This is a genomic window from Burkholderia sp. Tr-20355, assembly GCF_017104685.1.
Classification (GTDB): domain Bacteria; phylum Pseudomonadota; class Gammaproteobacteria; order Burkholderiales; family Burkholderiaceae; genus Burkholderia; species Burkholderia seminalis.
This window is the reverse complement of the sequence record NZ_JAAGPK010000136.1, coordinates 1-22,050: the sequence shown is the minus strand read 5'-3', so window position 1 is coordinate 22,050 and position 22,050 is coordinate 1. Positions and strand designations below refer to the sequence as shown.

Below are 22,050 nucleotides of genomic sequence, written 5' to 3'. Positions count from 1 at the left end.
CACGGGCCGCCCGGCGATCGTCCGCGCGTCAGGCGGCGCCGGCACCCGCGATGCGGTCGAGCGCCGCGAGCGCGTCCGCCGGCAGATCGAGGTCGGCTGCCGCGAGGTTCTCGCGCAGATGCGCGACCGACGACGTGCCGGGAATCAGCAGGAGATTCGGCGCGCGGCGCAGCAGCCACGCCAGCGCGACCTGCATCGGCGTCGCGCCGGTACGGGCCGCCACGCCGGACAGCGTCGACGACTGCAGCGGCGAGAAGCCGCCGAGCGGAAAGTACGGCACGTAAGCGATGCCGTCGCGGGCAAGCGAGTCGATCAGCGCATCGTCGCCGCGATGCGCGATGTTGTAGTGGTTCTGCACGCAGACGATGTCGCAGAGGCGCCGGCCCTGTGCGACCTGCGCGGGCGTGACGTTGCTCAGGCCGATGTGCCGCACGAGCCCGCGCCGCTGCAGTTCGGCGAGCGTGGCGAGCGGCGCTTCGATCGATCCCTCGGCCGGCCCGTGCGGGTCGAACATGATGCGCAGGTTGACGACGTCGAGCACATCGAGCCCCAGGTTGCGCAGGTTGTCGTGCACGGCCCGTTCCAGTTCGTCGGGTGCGAACGCGGGCAGCCACGACGCGTCGTCGCCGCGTCGCGCGCCGATCTTGGTGACGATCACGAGATCGTCGCGATACGGATGCAGTGCTTCGCGGATCAACTGGTTGGTCACGTGCGGGCCGTAGAAATCGCTGGTGTCGAGATGATCGACGCCGGATTCGACGGCTTCGCGCAAGACCTTCAATGCCGCGTCGCGATCCTTCGGCGGGCCGAATACCCCGGGCCCCGCGAGCTGCATCGCGCCGTAGCCGATGCGTTTGACGTGGCGATCGCCGAGCCTGAAGGTGGCGGTGGGGTGAATGTCGGGCATGACCGTACTCCTGTCGATGAGATGAATGCGCCCAGCATAGGGACGAGCCGTCTGCGCGATAAGCCGTCATAATCCGTACGGGCTGTACGAAAAGGCGAACAATGCAAACCGATCTGGGCGATCTGAACGCGTTCATGGCCGTGGCACGCGCCGGCGGATTCCGCGACGCCGCACGCATGACGGGCCTCAGCGCATCGGGGCTGAGCGAGGCCGTGCGCCGGCTGGAAGCGCGGCTCGGCGTGCGGCTGCTGCATCGCACGACGCGCAGCGTCGTGCCCACCGAAGCCGGCGAGCGCCTGCTCGCGCGCCTCGGGCCCGCGCTGACCGAAGTGGCGGCGGCGCTGGACGATATCGACGAATTCCGCGACCGACCGGCCGGCACGCTGAAGCTCAACGTGCCGGTCAGCGCATCGCGGCTCGTGTTGCCCGCGATCGTGCCGCGCTTTCTCGACGCGTACCCGGATATCCGGCTGGAAGTGATCGCCGACGAGAGTTTCGTCGACGTGCTGGCGGCCGGCTGCGACGCGGGCATCCGCTACGACGAACGGCTCGAGCAGGACATGATCGCGGTGCCGATCGGGCCGCGCGTCCAGCGGTTCGCGACCGCGGCGGCGCCCGGTTATCTCGACCGGCACGGCCGGCCGCGGCATCCGCGCGACCTGCTCGACCACAAGTGCCTGCGCGGGCGCTTCGCGAGCGGCGCGATGCTGCCGTGGGAGTTCGAGCGCGACGGCGAAGTCGTGCGGGTCGAGCCGGCCGCCGGGCCGCTGCTGGTCCAGATCGGCGGCGCGTCGGAATTGCTGGTCGATGCGGCGCTCGCCGGTACGGGCATCCTGCATCTGTTCGAAGAGTGGGTGCGCCCGCATTTCGACAGCGGCGCGCTCGAACGGGTGCTCGAACCGTGGTGGCGGCCGTTCCCGGGGCCCTTCCTGTACTACCCGGGGCGGCGGCTCGTGCCGCCGGCACTGCGCGCGTTCATCGATTTCATCAAGGCGTCCTGAGCATTGCCCGGCGCATCCGCGCGTGCGTCGAGCAACTGCCGGGCTGCGTCGTCGATCGCGCGGCCGACCGATTCACGATGCACGCGCCGCAGCAGGCTGCGCGACACGACGCCCCGGTCGGCGCGAACGGCTGCATGCCGAGCCGAGCGAACCTCGGATGCGGCAGGTTGCGTGGCCCTTCGCGCGGAGCCATGTCGATGCCACAGCCGAAACAGCCCGGTGCCGCATCGTTGGTCATCGGCACGTCCCGGTGGCGGCCCATCACGATCGCCCGAATGGCTGCGCGGCACCACCCGCAGCGTAGGCGGTGCGCACGCCGTGCGCGACCGTGCCGCGCATCCGCTAGCGGCTTTCCTTGATCATCGACGCGAGCGTCTTCATGGCCTGCAGGTACGGATACGGCCCGTGGCTGATGCGCGCCACGCCGTAGTCGGCGAGTTCCGCGAGCGTCGGCGCTTCCGACACGCGCATCACGTTCACGGGCAGCGGCGATGCGGCCGTCAGCGCGCGGATGAGCGCCGGCGAGCGAAGACCCGGCACGAACAGGCCGTCGGCACCGGCCGCCGCGTAGGCACGAGCGCGCGCCAGCGTTGCGTCGAGCAGGCGTTCGTCGTGCGCCTCGGCCGCGACCGTGAAGAACACGTCGGTGCGCGCGTTGATGAAGTAATCCGCGCCCGCGCGATCGGCCGCCTGCCGTGCCGCCGCGAGACGGGCTGCCGCTTCGTCGACGTCGCGCAGTGCACCCGTCGCGGGAATACTGTCTTCGAGATTGCAGCCGATCGCGCCGGCCTGGATGCTCAGCGTGATCGTGTCGCCGACATCCTCCGGCCGCTCGCCGTATCCGCTTTCGAGATCGACGGTGACGGGCAGGCTCGTCGCGCGCGTGATCCGTTCGAGCACCTCCATCATCAGCGCGCGCGGCATCTGCTCGCCGTCGGTGAAGCCGTTCGCCGCCGCGACCGACCAGCTGCCGGTCGCCAGCGCGACGGCGCCCGCGTCGGCCGCCGTGCGCGCGCTGCCGGCATCCCACACGTTGAACAGCGCCAGCGGCTGGCCCGCGCGGTGTAGCGACCGGAACGTCGCGCCTTTCTCATTGCTGCCCATGCTTGCTCCTCCTGGTGAAAACCGGATCGGTCGTCGTGCCGAACGATACTGCCACGGTATCGAGCGCCGCGAGGAAATCGCGCGCGTCGAACAGTTCGCCGAGGCTGCGCACGCCGCCTGACACCCGCGTCTTGCCGGTGACCAGGCGCACGGCCGCCTCGACGATGATCGGCGCGCTGACCGCGTAGATGTCGCGGCCCGACGCGATCGCGCGATGCGTCGTGCCGCCCTGCGCGGCGATCGCGTCCATCGCGAATTGCTGGGCCGAGCGGCCCAGTGCGTCGGCCGGCGCGGGCGGCGGCGTGGCGGCATCGCGCACGTCGCGCAGCGCGCGCGTCGCGAGCCAGGAATCGATCGTATCGATACGCAGATGACGCGCCAGTGTCATGACTTCCGAAAACGGCAGCAGCGTCACGTCGACAGTACCGATCGGCGGCGGAAACGGCCACACGCGCTCGCGTGCGGCCGACGGCACCGGCGTCGGCTTTCCGCCTTGCTGCACGAGCCTCACCGCGCGATTGCGTTCGCCCGTCACGCGCGTGCCGCGCGTCGGGTGCCAGCGGTCGAGCCCGATCGCGATGTCGACGCGGTCGATCGGTCGATCGCGGTCGGCGACCGCCGTGACGAGCAGGTCGGCCAGGCCGCCGTAGAACGCGGCGGCCGGCACGACGGTCAGGTTCGCGGCCCGCGCGCGGGCGTCGACGTGTTCGGTCAGCGCCAGCACCGACGGCTGTTCGGCCGTCAGGTCGAGATAGGGGATGCCGGCGCGCAGCGCCGCCTCGGCCAGCGGCAGCGCGGTATCGAGGTAGGGGCCCGCGCAGTTGATCAGGGCATCCGCGCCGCGCAACGCGGCGTCGAGCGCGGCCGCATCGTCGATCGCGGCGACGCGCGCCGGCGCCGCATCGGCGCCGTCTTCGGCAAGCCGCGCGGCGTCGCGGCCGACGCGGAGCGCGCGAAGGCCGCGCCGGGCCAGCTCGGCCACCACGAACCGCCCGGTGTGACCGGCGGCGCCATAGACTGCAACCGTCATTCGATCGTCCATGACCCAATCCGATACAGAACGGTCTGTTTTATAGTACAGACCTGTAGCGTCGTCAAGATCACGGTGCTATGATCGGAGCCCCTGTTGCGGTAACGGCGGCCAGGACGGCCGGGCTTCGATGAAAAAGGACATGGATGCACACGGGAGCGTGCCCGATACGCGCGAACGCATTCTGCAGACGGCCAGCGCGCTGTTCTACCGGGAAGGCACGCGCGCGGTCGGCGTGGACCTGATCGTCGCGCAGGCGGGCGTCGCGAAGACGAGCCTGTATCGTCATTTCGCGACGAAGGACGACCTGATCGAGGCGTTCCTGTTGCGCGAGGACGCCGATTTCTGGGCGCATTGGGATGCGGTGGCGCAGCGCTACAAGCGCACGCCGCGCGAAGAGCTGGACGCGCAGCTTCAATGGCTGGGCGAGCGCATCGAGCGGCCCGGCTATCGCGGCTGCCCGCAGATCAACATCGCCGCGGAATACGCGGACGACAGTCATCCGGCCCGCAAGGTCGCGGTCGCGCACAAGCAGGAACTGCGGCGCCGGTTGACGGAGCTGGCGGGCGCGCTGCGGGTCGACGACCCGGAAACCTTCGCGCTGCGGCTCGCGACGGTCATCGACGGCGCGCTGAGCAGCGGTCGGGCGCTGCACGCGTACGGGGCCGCGCGGTTCCTGCAGGAATTCGCGCAACTGCTGTTGCCGAAGAAGGGCAGGAAGTAAGCGCGCCCGCCACCGGGTTCGCGCGCCGGTTCAGCCGGGTGTCGACGGATCGACCGACAGCATGCGCAACTGGTCGCGCAACCGATCGACGTCGCCCGGCGCGAAAGGCTGCTCGATCTCGGCATGCGTTTGCTGCCACAACGGGAACGCTTCGGCCAGCAGGTCGCGGCCGGCCGGCGTCAGTTCGAGCAGGCGGCTGCGGCGGTCGTCCGGATCCTGCGCGATCGTGACGAGGCCGCGCCGCTCGAGCGGCTTGAGCGCGGCCGTGAGCGTGGTGCGGTCCATCGCGAGCAGCGACGCGACCGATTTCATCGGGGCCGGTTGCGGCCGGTTCAGCGACATCAGCAGCGAAAACTGGCCGTTGGTGAGATCGAGCGGGCGCAGCACATCGTCGAAGATGCGCGCGAGATTGCGCGCCGCGCGCTGCATGTGCAGGCACAGGCAGCAATCGCGCACCATCAGCGTCGTTTCGAAAGGAAGCGTTTCTTTTCGTGCCATGTTGCAATTATGTTGATATCAACCTATTGTGTCAAGGTCAAGGGGCGGCAGCCCGCCGCGTCCGTCATCGGAGGAGCAGGCATGAGTGCGCAACAGCAGTTGTATCTCGCCGTATTTCTCGGAACGAAGGATAGCCCGGCCATGAAGGCGTGGGTGGCGCTGTCGGAGGCGGAGCGGCGCACGCGCGAGCGGGACGGCATTGCCGCATGGCATGCGTGGGTCGACCGGCATCGCGATGCGATCGTCGAGATGGGCGGGCCGCTCGGCAAGACCAAGACCATCGACGCGACCGGCATCAAGGACACCGCCAACGCGCTGAGCGGGTTTACCGTCGTGCGCGCGGCGTCGCACGACGCGGCGGCCGCGATGTTCGAGGGCCATCCGCATTTCACGCTGTTCCCGGGCGTGTCGGTCGACGTGATGCCCGTGCTGGCGATTCCCGGTGCGTGAGCGACCCGTCCTGCCGGGCGCCGCGTGTCGCGTCGATGCGCGCTGGCCGCCCTGCGGACTGATTCCCGACATTCTGGATGGAGACTGGCGATGAAGCTTTACGGATTTGCCGGCACGCGCTCGCAGCGTGCGTTATGGGGGCTGAAGGAACTCGATGCGGATTTCGAATTCGTGTCGGTCAATCTGCTCCAGGGCGAGCACAAGCGGCCCGACTTCCTGCGCCTCAACCCGGCCGGCAAGGTGCCCGTGCTGGTGGACGGCGACCTCGTGATTCCCGAGTCGGCCGCGATCGTGCTGTATCTCGCGGACAAGTATCCGGAAAAAGGGCTGCTGCCGGCGGATCCGGCGCTGCGCGCGGAGGCCTACCGGTGGGTCATGTTCGCGGTGACGGAGCTCGAGCAGCCGCTGTGGCGGATCACGCGGCATTCGTTCCTCTATCCGCCGGAGAAGCGCTCGCCGGCCGATATCGCGCTGGCGAGCGAGGATTTCACGACGATGGCCGCGCTCCTCGACAAGCATCTCGAGGGGCGCGAATTTATCGTCGGCGATGCGCTGACGGTGGCCGATTGCGTGACGGTCTACCTGATCGACTGGGCGAGCGAATGCCGACTGATCGAACCGTTCCCGCAGTTGCGCGCGTATCTCGACCGGCTGTACGCACGGCCGAAGGCGCCGCAGCGGATCGCGGACGCACGCAAGGCCGCATGACGCCACGAGGCGGGCATGCGCCGCGCCCGGTGGCGGTCACGACCCGTCGTCGGGGCCGCCGAGCGCGCGGCACAGCATCGACAGGTCGCGCAGCGTGAGGTGCGGCGTCGCGGCCTGCCGCGGCGTGTGGCCTTCTTCCGGACGAGGATCGCGCACGACCCAGGCGGCCTGAAGCCCCGCGTTCAGTGCGCCGACGACGTCGAGGTGGAAATCGTCGCCGACATGCAGCAGTTCGGCCGGGCGCACGTCGAGTGCGTCCGCCGCCGCGTGGAAGATCTCGGGTTCCGGCTTCGCGAAGCCGAATGCCCGCGCGCTGAGCGTCGTGCGGAAGAATTCGCCGCCGCCGGTCAGCCGGAGATCCGCGTTGCCGTTGGTCACGGCAATCAACGGAAAGCGCGCGCTCAGCCACGTCAGCGCGGGCCACGCGTCGTCGTAGAATTCGACGCGGTTCCGGGCGGCATAGAACACGTCGTACGCGGCGTCGGTCAGCGCGACGTCTTCGTTCGCGCGCGCCAGCGCCAGCCGGATCGAGCCGATTCGCATCGCGCGAAAGTCGCCGGCGAGATCCGGGCGCAGCCGTTCGTATTCCTCGCGGAGTTCGCTCAATGCCTGTTGCGTGGGCAGCACGCTCGCCGTATTGGGCGCGTGTTCGATCAGCCACGCGCGCAGCATCGCCTCGGCTCGGACGACCGACGGCCCGAACGGCCACAGGGTGTCGTCGAGATCGAACGAGAGGGCGGACACTTTGGCGAGACGCATGGCGGTCGAGCGATGAGGGTGGCTTACCACGGCCACGGAACGGAGGTTCCGGCGCCGTTGTCGATGGCGTGCCGATACAGGAAGCGCGCGACGGTCAGATCCTGAAGCGCGAGCCCCGTCATGTCGAACACGGTGATGTCGTGCGCGGCACGGTCGACCGACGCCGCACCGGCGAGGATGTCACCGATTTCGGTGCGCGGCAAATCGGGCGCCCACTGGCACTCGCCGATGCCGCGCGCCTGATCGTGATCGTCGACGAAAATGCGCGCGCGTTCCAGCACGCCGGCCGGGAGTTCGCGCTTGCCCGCGGTATCGGTGCCCACGCAGGTCAGATGGGTGCCCGGTTGCACCGCATCCGCGTCGAACAATGCGCCGCCGCCGGGCGTGGCCGTGATCACCACGTCGCTGTCGGCTACCGCGTCGTTCCGCTCGCGCGCGACGCCGATCGTGCAGCGCGTCAGGAAGGCCGATTCGAACGCCGGGTCCGGCTCGCCGCCGACGTTCACGTACCGCACCGTGCACCGTTGCGGCAGCAGCCTGAGTGCATAGTCGAGCTGCACGCGCGCCTGCACGCCCGTGCCGAACACGCAGATCCGCGTGCTGTCGCGGCGGGCCAGCTGTTGCAGCCCGAGGCCGCCGGCGGCGCCGGTTCGCGCGGTGGTGATCGCGTTGCCGTCCAGGATGCACAGCGGGCGGCCCGTGGCCGGATCGAACAGCGCGACGGTGGCCTGATGCGGCTCGCCGCCGGCGCGCCGGTTGCCAGGCCAGAACCCGGCCGCCTTGAAACCGAGCAGGTCCTGGCCCGCGACGTCGCCCGACTTGATGCCGAACACGCCGCCGGTATGCAGCTTCTCGCGCACCACCGGAAACACGCGCCCGGCCCGCTGGCTGTGCAGCACGAAGGCTTCGCGGACCGCCGCCATCACCTGTTCGGCCCGAAGGGCGGGTTCGACGGCGTCGCGGTCGAGAAGAAGGAGTCGGGCGTCTGTCGGCATGTCGGGTACGCCTTTGCGGCGTAGCGTGAGGCGGAAAGTTTTAAAGTTTGTCCAGATTTGGATAAATAGTCAATGCGTATGCCAAGCGGCGCGGATGACGGGGCTCGCCTACCACCCGTAGAAGCGCGGCCAGGTCTGCGCGAGGCCGTCGGCGTCGACGGCCTGGTATTCCGGGTGTTGCGCGCCGGTGGCGCACGCGTGATTCGGCAGGATGCGCAGGCGCGTGCCGATCGGAAACCGCTGCGCGATGCCCGTGTCCGGCGCACCCGTGCACGACACGATCCCGTGCTCCTGGTTGGCCGCGCTCATCACGTAGTCGCCGAGCACGTCGCCGCCTTCGGTGCAGACCAGCCCGTAGCCGAAGTCGCGCGCCTGGCGCTGCGTGCCGCGGTCGCGGCTCATCGCCATCCAGCCCGCATCGACGATCGCCCAGCCTTTCTCTTCCTGATGGCCGATCACGGTGGTCAGCACCGACAGCGCGATGTCCGACAGGTCGCACACGCCGATGTTGTGCATCACGAGATCGAACATCGCGTACACGCCCGCGCGCACCTCGGTCACGCCGTCGAGGCGTTGCGCGGACAGCGCCGTGGGCGTCGAGCCGATGCTCACGACCGGGCAGGGCAGCCCGGCCGCTGTCAGGCGTTCCGCGGCCCGCACGGTGCGGCTGCGCTCCTGTTCGGCGATCGCGACCAGCGCGTCGTGCGTGTCGCATTCGTAGCTGGAGCCCGCATGGGCCAGCACGCCGCCGAGCAGCATGCCGCCGTCGACCAGCGCGCGGCCGACGTCGATCAGCAGGTCGGCGTCGGGCAGGATGCCCGAGCGGTGGCCGTCGACGTCGACCTCGATCCATACCTCGAAGCGCTCGTCGTGTGCGCGCCCGAATTCGGCGATGGCGAGGGCCGCCGGCAGGCTGTCGGCGACGATCTTCAGGTCGCAGCCTTGCCGGCGCAGCGCAAGCGCGTGGCCGAGCTTGGCGGGCACCATGCCGACCGCGTAGACGATGTCGCGGATGCCGCCCGCGAAGAACTGTTCGGCTTCCTTGAGCGTCGACACCGTGATGCCCTGCGCGCCGGCCGCGATCTGCGCGTCGACGACGGGCCGGCACTTGGTGGTCTTGACGTGCGGCCGGAACGTGACGCCGAGTGCGTCCAGATGCGCCTGCATGCGCGCGATGTTGCGATGCATGCGGCCGACATCGATCAATGCGGCCGGGGTGTTGAGGGTGTGAAGGTCCACGAGGCGTTCGATGGCGAGGTTGTCGACGCGGACACAGTAGGGCAGTTGGCGCGCATCGTGTTTAACGCCGCGCTAATCCGCCATTAAGCGCGATTTAATCTGTCGAATCGCTCAGGCCTTGCCACGCCACGGCGGCGGATCGAGAAACCGCCGCGCGGCTTCGAGAAAGACCCGTTGTCGCGCGGAGCGGCCGGTACGGGACGGCAGCAGTGCCGTTACCGGCGCGGGCGGCAGGCGCCAGTCCGGCAACAACCGGACGAGCTTGCCGCTCGCCAGCAACGGCGCGACATCCCACTCGGAGCGTTCGACGATGCCGAGCCCGGCCAATGCCCATTCGGTGATGACGGTGCCGTCGTTCGACGACAGCGCGCCGGTCACGCGAATGACGACAGACCGCCGCGACTCGCCGTTGACGTCGCCGCCGGGCGTGAAGCGCCAGCGCGGGATGTCCTCGTCGTTCTCGCGCAGACACAGGCAGTCGTGGCGCGCGAGGTCGGACGGATGATTCAGGTCCTTGATGCGGCGTGCGTAGCCCGGGCTCGCGCACAGGAAGCGCTCGTTGGGCGCGAGCGGATAACCGACCCACGAAGAAGACTTGAGGCTGCCGACGTGGACGACCACGTCCGCCCCGGATGCGCTGGTCAACGGGCTGTCCGACAGGTGCAGCGAGATTTCGAGCTTCGGATGCGCACGCTGCACGTCGCGCACGATCCGCGCGACGTACTTGCGCCCGAAGCCGAGCGGGGCGACGACGCGCAGCGTGCCCTGCACGTCGCCGTGATCGCCCGCGATGCTGGCCGGCAACGCCTCCATGCGTTCGAGTATGCCGACGGCTTCCTGATACAGCCGCTGCCCTTCGTCGGTCAGCGCGATCCCTTTCGGCTGCCGCACGGCGAGCCGCGCGTTCAGGCGCGCTTCCATCCGCTGCAGGCGAATCGTCACGGCGGGCGGCGTGAGATCGAGCAGGCGCGCGGCGGCGGCCAATGAACGCGACGCGCCGATCGCGCGGACGAGTCGCAGGTCGTCGAGGTCGAGCATTTATTTCATGGCTCTCGATGCGGTAAGTGCCGGACATTAAACCGCACATCGGGCGACGAAGCCATCGGCGGCGATGCGACCTGCCGCGCGAGGTTCCGTCACGCGCCGAGCCCGAAGATCAGCGACCGGTGTACGCCCACGCCGGCCGCATACACGCCGGCGACGCTCGTCCGCTTCCGCGCGTCGACGCGAATCGCGTGGCCCCGCGGCCCTTCGTCGAACGCGCAGCCGAGCTGCTGCGCAAGGTCGCTCGCCATCCCGGTGCGCGCGCCGGCGAACAGCGCATCGATGGGCACGACCGTCGCGCGGCCGGCTTGCCGCCGCTGTTTTCCGACCGGGTACCCGAGGACGCGCCCAAATGCCCGGGTCGAGCAGGCCGTCGACGCGCGTCTGGCGGCCGCGCTGAAGGACACCGAAGCATCGCTGCCGGCGCGCTTCGGCGAGGTCACGCTCGGCATGCTGTCGCGCGATTTCGATGCGAAGGCGGCCCGGCTGCGCCAGCCGCGCTGACGCGCCGCAGCATCGCAATCGCTCGCGCGTGGCGGGCGATCGAGCGCGATTCCACGCGGCCGAAACCGCCGCGCCGCGATGTTCTGTCCCCCAACTTCTGCCCGGTTCGCCCGCCACAGGGCAAAATACGGGTTTTCCGCACCCGCGAGGGCGCGACCCAATCACGCGCCGGGCGGCGGCAGTGCGTCATCCGCACGCCGTCGCCGGGCGCCCAGGCAAGATCGCTCGCCATGGCGCGAGCCCACAGGAGTCCAGACCCCATGCCCGAATCCAACCTGTCCTTCTTCGGCCGGCTGTCGCTGGCCGTCGGCACGTTCTTCTCCGTGCTCGGCAACCGCGAGTTCGCCGCCGGCGTGCTGCGCGTGCGCGATGGCGCCCCGGCACCGGTCGCCCCGGCCCCGGCTGCCGCGCCCGTTGCACCTGCGCCCGCACCCGTGAAGGCGCCGGCGCCCGAGCTGCGCGAAGCGAGCCCGCAGGCCGCGCTGCAACTGCTCGGCCTGCTGCAGCGCGATGCACGCTTCATCGACTTCGTCGAGGAAGACATCGCCGGCTACGCGGACGCCGACATCGGCGCGGCCGCGCGCCTCGTGCACGACGGCTGCCGCGCCGCGCTGCGCGAACACTTCACGATCGTGCCGGTGCGCGACGAAGCCGAAGGCAGCCGCGTGACGCTGCCGGCCGGCTTCGACGCGACGGCCGTGCGCGTGACGGGCAACGTGGTCGGCGCCGCGCCGTTCACGGGCACCGTCAGCCATCGCGGCTGGCGGGTGGCCGACGTGCGCCTGCCGAAGCTGACGGGCAGCCACGACGCCTCGGTGGTCGCACCGGCGGAGGTGGAACTGTGAGCGATCCGCGCTATTCGATCGGTATCGACCTCGGGACGACCCACTGCGCGCTGTCGTATGTCGACAGCAGCGCCAGCGACGGCGAAAACATCACGCAGCAGGTGCTGCCGATCGCGCAGCTGACCGCGCCCGGCGCGCTGGAATCGCGCGACCTGCTGCCGTCGTTCCTCTACCTGCCGCATGAAAGCGAGCTGACGCAGGGCGACCTGACGCTGCCGTGGACGGCCTCGCGCGGCTTCGCGGTCGGCGAGATGGCGCGCACGCGCGGCGCCGGCACGCCGATCCGCCTCGTGTCGAGCGCGAAGAGCTGGCTGTGCCATCCGGGCGTCGACCGCCGCGCGGCGATCCTGCCGAGCGATGCGCCGCCGGAAGTGGCGCGCGTGTCGCCGCTGGAAAGCTCGATCCGCTACCTGACGCACCTGCGCGAGGCGTGGGACCACGCGCATCCCGACGCGCCGTTCGCCGACCAGGACGTGACGGTCACGATTCCCGCGTCGTTCGACCCGGCCGCGCGCGAACTGACGGCCGAGGCCGCCCGTGCCGCCGGCTATTCGCGGATGACGCTGCTCGAGGAGCCGCAGGCCGCGCTGTACAGCTGGATCCAGAAGAGCCAGGGCGGCTGGCGCAAGCAGGTGCAGGTCGGCGACCTGATCCTGTGCGTCGACGTCGGTGGCGGCACGACCGACCTGTCGCTGATCGCGGTGGTCGAGCGCGACGGCAATCTCGAACTGCACCGCGTGGCGGTCGGCGAGCACATCCTGCTCGGCGGCGACAACATGGACCTCGCGCTCGCGCACGTGGTCGCGCGTAAGCTTGCGCAGCAGGGCACGCAGGCCGATCCGTGGCAACTGCGGGCGCTGACGTACGCGTGCCGTTCGGCGAAGGAAACGCTGCTGTCCGACCCGACGACCGACGCGGTGCCGCTTGTCGTGCCGAGCCGCGGCTCGAAGCTGATCGGCGGTTCGATCCGCACCGAGCTCACGCGCGCCGAACTGACGCAGACGATCCTCGACGGTTTCTTCCCGCAGGTCGATGCGAGCGCGCGCCCGGTGAGCCGCGCGCGGGTCGGCCTGACGCAGCTTGGCCTGCCGTATGCGCAGGACGCGGGCATCACGCGTCATCTCGCGGCGTTCCTCGGCCGCCAGGTCGCGGCGCTCGATTCGCTCGAAGGCGTGCAGCGCACGCTGCCGCAAGGCGCGACGTTCCTGCATCCGACCGCCGTGCTGTTCAACGGCGGCGTGTTCAAGTCGACGCTGCTCACGCAGCGCGTGCTCGATACGCTCAACAGCTGGCTCGCGGCCGAAGGCGCGCCGCCCGCCCGCCTGCTCGAAGGCGCGGATCTCGATCTCGCGGTCGCGCGCGGCGCGGCGTACTACGGCTACGTGAAGCGCGGCCGCGGCGTGCGCATTCGCGGCGGTACGGCGCGCGCGTACTACGTCGCGATCGAATCGGCGATGCCTGCCGTGCCGGGGCTCGAACCGCCGGTACAGGCGCTGTGCGTCGCGCCGTTCGGGATGGAAGAGGGCTCGGACGCGGCGCTGCCGCCGCAGGAGTTCGGCCTCGTCGTCGGCGAACCGGTGCAGTTCCGTTTCTTCGGTTCGTCGGTGCGCCGCCAGGACCAGGTCGGCACGCTGCTCGACTACTGGTCGCCGGAGGAGCTGCAGGAGCTGGAGGAAATCCAGGCGACGCTGCCCGCGGAAGGCCGCACGGTCGGCGAAGTCGTGCCGGTGAAGCTGCACGCGCGCGTGACCGAGGCCGGCACGCTCGAACTCGAGGCGATCCCGAGCGGCACGAACGAGCGCTGGAAGGTCGAGTTCGACGTGCGCGGCGCCGCCTGAGCGCGATGAAGCGTTATACGGTCGGCATCGACCTCGGCACGAGCAATACGGTCGTCGCGTACGTCGAGGCCGGTTCCGACGCGATTCGCGTGTTCGACGTCGAGCAACTGGTCGGCCCCGGCGCGGTGGCCGCGCAGCCGCTGTTGCCGTCGGTGCGTTATCACCCGGCCGCGGGCGAGCTGCCGCCGGATGCGCTGCGGCTGCCGTGGGCGGCCGATGCGCAAGCGAACGCCGCCGGTGCGCCGCCGGCCGTGATCGGCCGCTACGCGTGCACGCTTGGCGCGCAGGTGTCGGGCCGGCTCGTGTCGAGCGCGAAGAGCTGGCTGTCGCATGCGGCGGTCGACCGGCTCGCGCCGATCCTGCCGTGGGGCGCGGCCGACGGCGTCGACAAGGTGTCGCCGGTCGACGCGAGCGCGAGCTACCTCGCGCACGTGCGCGACGCATGGGACACGCGTTTTCCCGATGCGCCGCTCGCGAAGCAGGACGTGATCCTGACGGTGCCCGCGTCGTTCGACGACGGCGCGCGCGCATTGACGGTCGAGGCCGCGCGGCGCGCGAAGCTGCCCGCGCTGCGGCTGCTGGAAGAGCCGCAAGCCGCGTTCTACGACTGGCTGTACGGCCAGCGCGACACGCTGCGCGATACGTTCGCCGCGGCGCGGCGCGTGCTGATCTGCGACGTCGGCGGCGGCACGACCGATCTCACGCTCGTCGATGTCGCGCCGGGCGGCGACGGCGAGCCGGCCTTCACGCGCGTCGGCGTCGGCAATCACCTGATGCTCGGCGGCGACAACATGGACCTCGCGCTCGCGCGCCTGGTCGAGACGCGGCTGACCGAGCCCGGCACGCGGCTGTCGGCCGCGAGCCTGTCGCAGCTCGTCGAGCGCTGCCGCGCGGCGAAGGAGCGGCTGCTCGGCGACGACGCGCCGGCGTCCGTCACCGTCACGCTGCTCGGCGCGGGCAGCCGGCTCGTCGGAGGCGCGCGCTCGGCCGAGCTGACGCGCGACGAAGTCGAACGGATCGTCGTCGACGGGTTCTTTCCGCAGGTCGAAGCGGGCGAGCTGCCCCGCCGGGCACGCGCCGCGATCGTCGAATTCGGCCTGCCCTATGCGAGCGACGCAGCCGTCACGCGCCACGTCGCGGCGTTCCTGACGCGTCATGCGGAAGGCCCGCTGCCCGACACGCTGCTCCTCAACGGCGGCGTGTTCCGCGCGGGCGCACTCGCCGACCGTCTCGCGCGGACGCTCGGCGCGTGGCGCGGCGCGCCGCGCGACGTGCGGCACAACGCGCATCCGGACGTGGCCGTCGCCCGCGGCGCGGTCGCGTACGGGCTCGCCCGCGCCGGACAGGCGCCGCGCATCGGCGGCGGGTCCGCGCGCAGCTATTTCCTCGTGCTCGACGACGGCGCGGCCGATGCCGCCGCGCGCGGCGTCTGCCTGCTGCCGCGCGGCACGGACGAGGGCCGTGAGATCCGGCTCGACGAGCGCACGTTCGCGCTGCAGCTCGGGCAACCGGTGCGTTTCCACCTCGTGTCGACGGTGGCCGAAACCCGGTACCAGCCCGGCGATCTCGTCGATCTCGACGGCGGCGATTTCGTGCGGCTGCCGCCGATCGCGACGGTCGTCGATGCGAAGGCGGGCAGCGACGCCCGCGAAACGCCGGTGAAGCTCACGGCGTCGCTGACCGAGGTCGGCACGCTCGAAATGCATTGCATCGCGACCGACGACGCAACACGCCGCTGGAAGCTCGAATTCCAGCTGCGCGGCGATGCGCCGGTGCATGGCGACGATGCGGGGCCCGCGCGGCATCCGCGTGCCGACCAGGCGATCGAGCTGATCGAGCGCTCGTTCGGCAGCAAGGCCGCCGGCGTTGCGCCGAAGGACACGCGCCGGTTGCGCGCACAACTCGAACAGGTGCTCGGCGCGCGCGAGGCGTGGGACGTGGCGCTCGCGCGCGAGCTGTTCGACGCGTTGCTCGCGCGCGCCCGCCGCCGCCGCCGCTCGGCCGATCACGAGCGCGCGTGGCTGAACCTGGCCGGTTACTGCCTGCGCCCGGGCTTCGGGCATCCGCTCGATGCGTGGCGCATCGAGCAGCTGTGGCCGCTGTTCGACGACGGGATTCAGTACGTGACCGACGCTCAGGTGTGGTCCGAGTGGTGGACGCTGTGGCGGCGCGTGGCCGGCGGCCTCGACGACGATGCGCAGACGCAGGTGCGCGACGCGATCGCGTTCCTCGAACCGTCCGACGACAAGCGCCGCAAGCTGCCGTTCGATCCGGCCAAGGTCGGCCCGGCCGACATGACGCGACTGTCCGCCTCGCTCGAACGGCTGCCCGTCGAGCGCAAGGTCGAGCTGGCCGAACGCCTGATCGCGCAGTTGCAGAAGCCGGCCGAGCGCGCGTTATGCGCGTGGGCGCTCGGGCGTATCGGCGCGCGTCGGCCGTTCTATGGCAGCGCGCACGGTGTCGTGCCGGCGGAAGTGGCCACGGGCTGGCTCGATGCGCTGTTCGCGCTCGACTGGAAACAGGTCGAGCCGGCCGCGTTCGCGGCGGCGCAGATTGCGCGGATGACGGGCGATCGTTCGCGCGATTTGCCGGACGAGACGCGCGAGGCCGTCATCAAGCGCCTGTCGGCCGCGAACGCGTCGGCGGCCTGGATCGACATGGTGCGCGAAGCGATCGCGTTCGACGAAGCCGACACGGTGCGGGTGTTCGGCGAGACGCTGCCGGCCGGGTTGAAGCTGCTGGCGGGGTGAGCGGCGCGGTGAGGCGACGGTATCGTCTGGATACCTGAGCATGCCGTCGATGCTCACGGATTCGACGACCTTGAAAAAACGGCTGCCGATGCATAGGCAGCCGTTTTCGTTTGTACGAATCGTGCGGCGGTCAGACCTGCGCCATCGCTTCACGCAACGATGCGGCCGACTCCACCGCGATCGCGTTCGGCGCAACGGCCCGCCGCGCGAGATGAATCCCCGCGAGCATGCAGCGCACCGACCCGCCGGCCAGTTCGATCGTCGGCACGTCGAGCGGCAGCAGCCGCGCGGAGCGTTCGATGATCGTGCGCTGCGCGTGCGTGAGGCAATCGAACGCGCGCCGCGACAGCGCGAGCACGCGTCCCGCCTTTCCTGACAACTCCAGCGTATTGCCCGCGAAATTCGCGATCTGCGACGGATCGAGCGCGATCACCGCGCGCCCCGTTTCGGTCAGGCGCTGCGCGATTTCGCCGCGGCGCCGGCTGTCGGCGATCAGGTCGAGGCCGACCACCGCGAACTCGGTCGCGACGCTCATCATCACGTTCGTGTGATAGATCGGCCGCCCGTCGGCGTCGGCCGTATCGAAGCAGATCGGCTCGAAATTGAAGTGCGTGCAGAAGCGTTCGAGCGCGACCGGATCGGCGCGGCGCGAGCGCGCGGTGTAGGCGATCCGCGCGACGTGGTCGAGCACCATCGCGCCGGTGCCTTCGAGGAACACGTCGTCGTATTCGAGGCCCGAGTAGTCGATCACGTCCTGCACGCGATACTCGGCCTTCAGCATCTCGATCACGTCCGCGCGCCGCTCGCGGCGGCGGTTCGCGCTATACATCGGATACAGCGCGACATGGCCGCCGGGATGCGTCGAGAACCAGTTGTTCGGGAATACGGAGTCGGGCGTGCCGCGCTCGCCATGGTCGTCGAACACGTGCACGCGCACACCCGCATCGGCGAGCGCCTGCGCGGCGGCCGTGACTTCGTCGCGCGCGGCGGCGGATACCGACGCCGTGTCGCGCGCGCCGGTGCCGGCCGTGCGCTGGAACGCGTTGTCGGCCGCGGTCTGCGGGTTCGGCAGGAAACGGTGCGGCCGGATCATCACGACGGCGGCCGGCGCCTGGATCGATACGAGATTCATGGGCGGGGACGGTGCGAAAGGCAGGAGACCGGGCGGCGCACGGGCCGCCCGCAAACGACAATCAGCGCGTGAGCGCGGCGACGGCTTCGGTCACGAACGCCGCGTGACCCTGCGCGATCGCGGCCGGATCGTCGATCAGCGCGAACAGGTTCTTCGGGTCGACGGCCGGCGGAATCAGCGCGATCTCGACGCCCGCGTTGTGCTGCCGCGCGAGCGCGTACAGGTAGCGCAGCGCCGAATAATCCTCGAGCGCGAAGCCGACCGAGTCGAACACCGTGACTTCGTCCGCGCGTTCGCGCCCCGTCGTCTCGCGCTGCAGCACGCGCCACAGCTCGGTGACGGGGAAGTCGGCCGGCATCTGCTGGATCTCGCCCTCGATGCGCGACTGCGGCTCGAACTCGACGAAGACGCGGCCGGCGTGCAGCACGCCCGCGTCGAGTTCGGTCTTGCCGGGGCAATCGCCGCCCACGGCGTTCAGGTGCATGCCGGGCTCGATCATGTCGGCCGTGACGATCGTCGCGTACGCCTTGTCGGCGGTGACGGTCGTCACGATGTCGGCGCCGCGCACGGCGTCGGCGGTCGACGCGGCGCGCACGACACGCAGATCCGGATACGCGGCGAGGTTCCGCACGAGCTTGTCGGTCGCGCGCGGATCGACGTCGAACACGCGGATCTCGTCGATGCCGAGCAGCGTGTGGAACGCGATTGCCTGGAACTCGCTCTGCGCGCCGTTGCCGATCAGCGCCATCCTGCGCGAGTCGGGCCGCGCGAGCACTTGCGCGGCGAGCACCGACGTGGCGGCCGTGCGCAGCGCGGTGGTGAGCGTGAGTTCGGCCAGCAGCAGCGGGTAACCGGTATCGACTTCGGCGAGTGCGCCGAACGCCATCACGGTGTGCATGCCGCGCGCCGCGTTGACGGGGTGGCCGTTCACGTATTTGAACGCGAACAGCGACGCGTTCGCGACGGGCATCAGCTCGATCACGCCGTCGCGCGAATGGCAGGCGACACGCGGCGACTTGTCGAAATCGGCCCAGTGCAGGTAGTCGGCGCGCAGCGTGTCGACGAGTTCGCGCAGGAACGTCGTCACGCCGGTCGTGGCGATCAGGCGGGCAGTGGCGGGAACGTCGAGGAAGCGGGTCATCGGTCTGTCTCCAAATTCAGTGCCGGTACGGGTGTCCTGGCGTTCTGGTCGACCGGGCGCGGCTTCGGCGGGCCTCGTGCTGCCTGAAAAGCGGCGGCGCGGCGGGGGCGCGCCGGTCGATGGAGTCATTATTTCCGCGAGTCGAGCCAACAAAAAGACGGCAAAAGTGGCAGATTTCTCGATAGACTTGGCAAATTGCCAGCCCGTTCCGGCAGTTTGTCCAGTTTGCATGGGCCGGAATGCGCGGCCCCCGGCACGCTGGCGGCTGTCTCACATGCCCAACAGGAAGCCCCGTTCATGATCACGCTCGACGACGTCGACCGGCAGCTCATCGCATTGCTGCGCGACAACGCGCGATTGCCGGTCGTCGCGCTCGCGAGGGCGCTGCGCGTCGCGCGCGCGACCGTGCAGAACCGGCTGACGCGGCTGGAGAAAAACGGCGTGATCGTCGGCTATACGGTGCGGCTCAAGCCGGCGGCGGAGCGCCACCGGATTCGCGCGCTGATGTCGATCGCGGTGCAGGGCAACCGCGGCGCGGAGGTGGTGAAGGTGCTGCGCGGGCATCCGAACGTCGCGTCGATCCACAGCACGAACGGGCGCTGGGATCTCGTCGCCGAACTGCATGCCGATTCGCTCGAGCACTTCGATCGCGTGCTCGGCGCGATCCGGCTGATCGACGGGATCGCGAATACCGAGACGAGCATCCTGCTGTCGACGCACAAGGCGTGACGCGGGCGGGGCCGCGTCACGGTCCTGCCATGCAGTCAGGCGCCGGCCGCCGGTTCCGGAAACACCGGCTCGCCCAGCGTCAGCATCAACCGGTTCGCCCACGCGAAGATCGCGACGGCGTGCGACAGGTCGAGAATTTCCTCATGCGTCAGCCCTTCGGCTTCGAGCGCGGCGACGGCGCTTTCGTCGATCGCGTCGGGCCGTTCGGTCAACGCGATCGCATAGCGAATGATCGCGCGTTCGCGCGCCGTCGTGCCGGCCGTCGCCGGATCGTCGAAGACCTGCTCGATCGCATCGGTGCGTTTCGCGAGCTGCGCGAAGCGCTGCGCATGCACCGACGCGCAATAGACGCAGCCGTTCACGCGCGACACGGCCGTGCTGGCCAGCTCGCGCTCGGCGCGCGACAGCCCGCCGGGGCCGTACATGATCGCGTTGAACACGCCCGAGCGTTGCCGCAGGATTTCGGGCAGATGCACGAGCAGCAGGTAATAGTCGGACGTCTTCGCCTGCGGGTGGCTCGCTTCGAGCACTGCAAGCTGATCGGGCGTTGCGGCATCGAGCGATACCGTGTCGAGCCATGCGCGCCAGCCGAGCGTGTCGGAGGTGAAGCCGTGGGGCGTCGTCATGCCGCCTCCCTGGTCGTACGTGCCTGAATGGCCTGCGCGGCAACGGCGACGCGCAGCTGATACGCGACGAACGCGACAAGTTGCGACAGCGCGACGATCGCGGGTGTCGTGAGGCCAGCCGACTTCAGCGCGTCGAGATCGGCGGCGCGTGCGTCGACGGGGGCGAGCGTCACGCGCTTCGCATGCGCGAGGATCGCGCCGAGGCGTCGGGGCAGCGCGTCGAACGCGTCGGCATCCGCGTGTTCGATGTCGCCGGCCGTGCCGCCTGCGTCGAGCAGCCGGGCGCGATAGGTGTCGGCCAGCGCGTGTGCGTTCGACTGGCGCGCGACATACCGTGCGGCATGCAGCCGCTCGACCAGCGAGAGATCGGGCAACGCGGGATCGAACAGCGCGGCTTCGCTCCGCTGCGTGTGCAGCAGCACCTTGTCGCGTGCGCGGCGCAGCGCGGCGACGGCATCGCCGTCGCGCAGGCCGGCCACCGCGTCGATCGTATCCGGCACGGCGGCCGGCGTGATGGAATCAGTCATCGTTTCGGTTTTCTCTTGTTCGTGGGTGTGATCGATCGCGCGCGGTCACGCATCGGCGTCGCGCCATTCGTCGCCTAGCAGTTCGGCATTCGCATACGCGACGAGCGCGTCGTAGTGGCGGTCGCGATCGGCGTCGAACAACCGGCTCGCGATCCCGCGCGCCAGCCGCTTCGCGCCCGCACTGATGGCCGGAATGTCGCCGGACAGCTTGCCGTGGCTCAGGCTCGCCGCGTGGTTGAAGCAATGAATCCGCGTGATGGCCGGGCACGCCCCGCGCTCGCGCTCCTGAAACGCGAACGCGGGGCCGAGATCGGGCGACTCGGCAAGCTCGTCGAGCCACAGATCCGGTTCCGGTCGATAACGATCCTTCCAGCGGCGCACGTGCGCGCCGAACGACGCGAATTCGTCGCGCGTCGTCCAGTCCGAATGAAAGCCCGTCGCGAAGATCAGGAAGTCGACCGGGTAGCGCCCGCGCGGCGTCGTGACGTCGAGGCCGTCCGGGCGGTCGGCCAGTGTCTCGATCGGGCTGCCCGCATGGAAATGCGCGCGTGCGTGGCGCGAGACGCGCAGCACGCTGTCGCGCGGCGGCGGCGTCTGCGACGTCAGCGCGTAGTGCATGAAGCGCCACTTCGTCGCGTCGTCGAGATCGGCGTAGCCGTGCACGAGCCCCGGGCTGCCGATGCCGGTCAGCTTGTTGATGCGCGGGATGTCCGCGCGGCGGAAGAACAGGTCGACGCGTGCGGCGCCGGCTTCGAGCGCGGTGCCCGCGTTGTCGAACGCGGACGCGCCCGCGCCGACCACGCCGACACGCTTGCCCGCGAGCGCGGCGAAGTCGATCGGTTCGGACGAGTGAGCCCAGCGCGAGCGCGGTGCGCGTTGCGCGACCGGCGGCACGTACGGACCGCCGAGCCCGTCGCGGCCGGTGGCGAGCACGACGTGCCGTGCGAGCAGCGTCCGCGCTTCGCCGTTGCCGCGCACGTCGAGCGCGAGCAGTCCGTCTTCGCGCGGGCGCAGCGCGACGAGCGTCGTGTCGTTGCGCACCTGCAGGTCGAGCACGCGCCGGTACCAGCGCAGGTAGTCCATCCATTGCGTGCGCGGAATCTTGTAGAGCGCGTCCCATGCGTCGCGGCCGTGCTGCGCTTCGAACCAGGCGCGGAACGTCAGCGCGGGCAGGCCGAGCGCGGGGCCCGCGAGCTGCTTCGGCGAGCGCAGCGTCTCCATCCGCGCGAACGTGATCCACGGCCCTTCGTAACCGGCTGGCGCGCGGTCGATCACGCACTGGTTGTCGATGCCGAGCAGGCGCAGTTCGGCGGATGCCGCGAGCCCCGCCATGCCGCCGCCGACGATCGCGACGTCGAGCACGCGCGCGCCGTCGGCTTCTTGTGGCGGCACCCACGACGGCGCGGGCAGGTCGAGCCAGCGCAGGTCCTGCGCGAGCCGGGCCTCGAGGGCGTCGAGCGGGGACGTCATGCGGCCTCCGGGCGCGTGCGGCGCGGAGA

General features: G+C 70.3%; 21 protein-coding genes and 2 pseudogenes. 9 read left to right on the top strand and 14 right to left on the bottom strand.

All coding sequences use genetic code 11. The features are described from left to right. Positions 1 to 28: 28 nt before the first annotated feature. The gene (locus tag G3N62_RS26500; RefSeq protein WP_034188361.1) at positions 29 to 907 is read right to left on the bottom strand and encodes an aldo/keto reductase family oxidoreductase; all 879 of its coding nucleotides are present in this window, start codon (positions 905 to 907) and stop codon (positions 29 to 31) included. Between the two features lie 101 nt (positions 908 to 1,008). Between G3N62_RS26500 and G3N62_RS26495 the strand changes: the two genes are divergently transcribed. Further along, complete coding sequence (locus G3N62_RS26495) at positions 1,009 to 1,908, top strand: LysR family transcriptional regulator (protein ID WP_069245831.1); 900 nt, start codon at positions 1,009 to 1,011, stop codon at positions 1,906 to 1,908. Positions 1,909 to 2,250: 342 nt separating this feature from the next. On the opposite strand, the gene G3N62_RS26490 is transcribed toward G3N62_RS26495, so the two are convergent. Further along, positions 2,251 to 3,012: an isocitrate lyase/phosphoenolpyruvate mutase family protein gene (locus G3N62_RS26490; RefSeq protein ID WP_124670829.1), complete on the bottom strand. Its 762-nt coding sequence runs from the start codon at positions 3,010 to 3,012 to the stop codon at positions 2,251 to 2,253. Beyond that, a complete protein-coding gene (locus G3N62_RS26485; protein ID WP_124670830.1) occupies positions 2,999 to 4,054 on the bottom strand; it encodes a saccharopine dehydrogenase NADP-binding domain-containing protein in 1,056 nt (351 codons plus the stop codon). Before G3N62_RS26485 ends, G3N62_RS26490 begins: the two co-directional genes overlap by 14 nt. Before the next feature lie 130 nt (positions 4,055 to 4,184). On the opposite strand from G3N62_RS26485, the gene G3N62_RS26480 reads away from it, so the two are divergent. Next, complete coding sequence (locus G3N62_RS26480) at positions 4,185 to 4,766, top strand: TetR/AcrR family transcriptional regulator (RefSeq protein ID WP_226103876.1); 582 nt, start codon at positions 4,185 to 4,187, stop codon at positions 4,764 to 4,766. A 30-nt stretch (positions 4,767 to 4,796) separates the two neighbouring features. Here G3N62_RS26480 and G3N62_RS26475 read toward each other — a convergent pair whose 3' ends face one another. Next, positions 4,797 to 5,264: a MarR family transcriptional regulator gene (locus G3N62_RS26475; RefSeq protein ID WP_124670831.1), complete on the bottom strand. Its 468-nt coding sequence runs from the start codon at positions 5,262 to 5,264 to the stop codon at positions 4,797 to 4,799. 81 nt (positions 5,265 to 5,345) lie between these two features. On the opposite strand from G3N62_RS26475, the gene G3N62_RS26470 reads away from it, so the two are divergent. Then, positions 5,346 to 5,714, top strand: a complete 369-nt coding sequence (locus tag G3N62_RS26470) for a YciI family protein (RefSeq protein WP_049031401.1) — start codon at positions 5,346 to 5,348, stop codon at positions 5,712 to 5,714. A 90-nt stretch (positions 5,715 to 5,804) separates the two neighbouring features. Continuing rightward, a complete protein-coding gene (locus G3N62_RS26465) occupies positions 5,805 to 6,422 on the top strand; it encodes a glutathione S-transferase family protein (RefSeq protein WP_124670832.1) in 618 nt (205 codons plus the stop codon). A gap of 36 nt (positions 6,423 to 6,458) precedes the next feature. Here G3N62_RS26465 and G3N62_RS26460 read toward each other — a convergent pair whose 3' ends face one another. From G3N62_RS26460 to G3N62_RS26440, 5 genes and pseudogenes are all read right to left on the bottom strand, one after another. Then, positions 6,459 to 7,181, bottom strand: coding sequence for an HAD-IA family hydrolase (locus G3N62_RS26460; protein ID WP_124670833.1), 723 nt, complete (start codon positions 7,179 to 7,181; stop codon positions 6,459 to 6,461). A 23-nt stretch (positions 7,182 to 7,204) separates the two neighbouring features. Next, on the bottom strand, positions 7,205 to 8,176 hold the full coding sequence (locus G3N62_RS26455) for an ornithine cyclodeaminase family protein (protein WP_034188352.1): 972 nt from the start codon (positions 8,174 to 8,176) through the stop codon (positions 7,205 to 7,207). Positions 8,177 to 8,284: 108 nt separating this feature from the next. Beyond that, the gene (locus G3N62_RS26450; RefSeq protein ID WP_034188351.1) at positions 8,285 to 9,415 is read right to left on the bottom strand and encodes a DSD1 family PLP-dependent enzyme; all 1,131 of its coding nucleotides are present in this window, start codon (positions 9,413 to 9,415) and stop codon (positions 8,285 to 8,287) included. Between the two features lie 111 nt (positions 9,416 to 9,526). Further along, positions 9,527 to 10,453, bottom strand: coding sequence for a LysR substrate-binding domain-containing protein (locus tag G3N62_RS26445; protein WP_124670834.1), 927 nt, complete (start codon positions 10,451 to 10,453; stop codon positions 9,527 to 9,529). Positions 10,454 to 10,551: 98 nt separating this feature from the next. Continuing rightward, positions 10,552 to 10,752, bottom strand: a pseudogene (locus tag G3N62_RS26440) (NAD(P)/FAD-dependent oxidoreductase); the annotation flags it as partial. A gap of 3 nt (positions 10,753 to 10,755) precedes the next feature. Here G3N62_RS26440 and G3N62_RS26435 point away from each other — a divergent pair. The 4 genes and pseudogenes from G3N62_RS26435 to G3N62_RS26420 form a co-directional block, all read left to right on the top strand. Beyond that, a pseudogene (locus G3N62_RS26435) lies at positions 10,756 to 10,963 on the top strand (transcriptional regulator); the annotation flags it as partial. Positions 10,964 to 11,223: 260 nt separating this feature from the next. Continuing rightward, positions 11,224 to 11,808, top strand: coding sequence for a DUF2760 domain-containing protein (locus tag G3N62_RS26430; RefSeq protein WP_034188349.1), 585 nt, complete (start codon positions 11,224 to 11,226; stop codon positions 11,806 to 11,808). Next, positions 11,805 to 13,646 (top strand): Hsp70 family protein, encoded by a 1,842-nt coding sequence (locus tag G3N62_RS26425; RefSeq protein ID WP_124670835.1) that lies wholly within the window; start codon positions 11,805 to 11,807, stop codon positions 13,644 to 13,646. Before G3N62_RS26430 ends, G3N62_RS26425 begins: the two co-directional genes overlap by 4 nt. A 5-nt stretch (positions 13,647 to 13,651) precedes the next feature. Continuing rightward, positions 13,652 to 16,396 carry an Hsp70 family protein gene (locus G3N62_RS26420; protein ID WP_206141344.1) on the top strand — a complete coding sequence of 915 codons (2,745 nt, stop codon included), beginning with the start codon at positions 13,652 to 13,654 and terminating at the stop codon, positions 16,394 to 16,396. A 130-nt stretch (positions 16,397 to 16,526) separates the two neighbouring features. Here G3N62_RS26420 and G3N62_RS26415 read toward each other — a convergent pair whose 3' ends face one another. Together G3N62_RS26415 and G3N62_RS26410 are read right to left on the bottom strand one after the other, a co-directional pair. Next, on the bottom strand, positions 16,527 to 17,528 hold the full coding sequence (locus tag G3N62_RS26415) for an arginine deiminase-related protein (RefSeq protein ID WP_124670837.1): 1,002 nt from the start codon (positions 17,526 to 17,528) through the stop codon (positions 16,527 to 16,529). Positions 17,529 to 17,589: 61 nt separating this feature from the next. Next, positions 17,590 to 18,669, bottom strand: a complete 1,080-nt coding sequence (locus G3N62_RS26410; RefSeq protein WP_124670838.1) for an ornithine cyclodeaminase — start codon at positions 18,667 to 18,669, stop codon at positions 17,590 to 17,592. Positions 18,670 to 18,966: 297 nt separating this feature from the next. On the opposite strand from G3N62_RS26410, the gene G3N62_RS26405 reads away from it, so the two are divergent. Continuing rightward, positions 18,967 to 19,398, top strand: a complete 432-nt coding sequence (locus G3N62_RS26405) for an Lrp/AsnC family transcriptional regulator (protein ID WP_049034261.1) — start codon at positions 18,967 to 18,969, stop codon at positions 19,396 to 19,398. Positions 19,399 to 19,433: 35 nt separating this feature from the next. On the opposite strand, the gene G3N62_RS26400 is transcribed toward G3N62_RS26405, so the two are convergent. From G3N62_RS26400 to G3N62_RS26390, 3 genes are read right to left on the bottom strand one after another with little or no spacing between them, the layout of a single operon-like run. Then, positions 19,434 to 20,024 carry a peroxidase-related enzyme gene (locus G3N62_RS26400; protein WP_034188343.1) on the bottom strand — a complete coding sequence of 197 codons (591 nt, stop codon included), beginning with the start codon at positions 20,022 to 20,024 and terminating at the stop codon, positions 19,434 to 19,436. Further along, positions 20,021 to 20,551: a hypothetical protein gene (locus tag G3N62_RS26395; protein ID WP_069704496.1), complete on the bottom strand. Its 531-nt coding sequence runs from the start codon at positions 20,549 to 20,551 to the stop codon at positions 20,021 to 20,023. The genes G3N62_RS26400 and G3N62_RS26395 overlap by 4 nt, the downstream gene beginning before the upstream one ends. A gap of 45 nt (positions 20,552 to 20,596) precedes the next feature. Beyond that, positions 20,597 to 22,021, bottom strand: coding sequence for an NAD(P)/FAD-dependent oxidoreductase (locus G3N62_RS26390; RefSeq protein WP_124670839.1), 1,425 nt, complete (start codon positions 22,019 to 22,021; stop codon positions 20,597 to 20,599). Between the last annotated feature and the right edge of the window lie 29 nt (positions 22,022 to 22,050).

Bases quoted from the DNA above. Each gene is read 5' to 3' on its own strand.
- G3N62_RS26480 (WP_226103876.1), top strand. From the start codon at position 4,185: ATGGATGCACACGGGAGCGTGCCCGATACGCGCGAACGCATTCTGCAG.
- G3N62_RS26430 (WP_034188349.1), top strand. From the start codon at position 11,224: ATGCCCGAATCCAACCTGTCCTTCTTCGGCCGGCTGTCGCTGGCCGTC.
- G3N62_RS26490 (WP_124670829.1), bottom strand. From the start codon at position 3,012: ATGGGCAGCAATGAGAAAGGCGCGACGTTCCGGTCGCTACACCGCGCG.
- G3N62_RS26470 (WP_049031401.1), top strand. From the start codon at position 5,346: ATGAGTGCGCAACAGCAGTTGTATCTCGCCGTATTTCTCGGAACGAAG.
- G3N62_RS26410 (WP_124670838.1), bottom strand. From the start codon at position 18,669: ATGACCCGCTTCCTCGACGTTCCCGCCACTGCCCGCCTGATCGCCACG.
- G3N62_RS26390 (WP_124670839.1), bottom strand. From the start codon at position 22,021: ATGACGTCCCCGCTCGACGCCCTCGAGGCCCGGCTCGCGCAGGACCTG.
- G3N62_RS26455 (WP_034188352.1), bottom strand. From the start codon at position 8,176: ATGCCGACAGACGCCCGACTCCTTCTTCTCGACCGCGACGCCGTCGAA.
- G3N62_RS26395 (WP_069704496.1), bottom strand. From the start codon at position 20,551: ATGACTGATTCCATCACGCCGGCCGCCGTGCCGGATACGATCGACGCG.
- G3N62_RS26495 (WP_069245831.1), top strand. From the start codon at position 1,009: ATGCAAACCGATCTGGGCGATCTGAACGCGTTCATGGCCGTGGCACGC.
- G3N62_RS26485 (WP_124670830.1), bottom strand. From the start codon at position 4,054: ATGGACGATCGAATGACGGTTGCAGTCTATGGCGCCGCCGGTCACACC.
- G3N62_RS26460 (WP_124670833.1), bottom strand. From the start codon at position 7,181: ATGCGTCTCGCCAAAGTGTCCGCCCTCTCGTTCGATCTCGACGACACC.
- G3N62_RS26415 (WP_124670837.1), bottom strand. From the start codon at position 17,528: ATGAATCTCGTATCGATCCAGGCGCCGGCCGCCGTCGTGATGATCCGG.
- G3N62_RS26400 (WP_034188343.1), bottom strand. From the start codon at position 20,024: ATGACGACGCCCCACGGCTTCACCTCCGACACGCTCGGCTGGCGCGCA.
- G3N62_RS26500 (WP_034188361.1), bottom strand. From the start codon at position 907: ATGCCCGACATTCACCCCACCGCCACCTTCAGGCTCGGCGATCGCCAC.
- G3N62_RS26475 (WP_124670831.1), bottom strand. From the start codon at position 5,264: ATGGCACGAAAAGAAACGCTTCCTTTCGAAACGACGCTGATGGTGCGC.
- G3N62_RS26445 (WP_124670834.1), bottom strand. From the start codon at position 10,453: ATGCTCGACCTCGACGACCTGCGACTCGTCCGCGCGATCGGCGCGTCG.
- G3N62_RS26405 (WP_049034261.1), top strand. From the start codon at position 18,967: ATGATCACGCTCGACGACGTCGACCGGCAGCTCATCGCATTGCTGCGC.
- G3N62_RS26465 (WP_124670832.1), top strand. From the start codon at position 5,805: ATGAAGCTTTACGGATTTGCCGGCACGCGCTCGCAGCGTGCGTTATGG.
- G3N62_RS26420 (WP_206141344.1), top strand. From the start codon at position 13,652: ATGAAGCGTTATACGGTCGGCATCGACCTCGGCACGAGCAATACGGTC.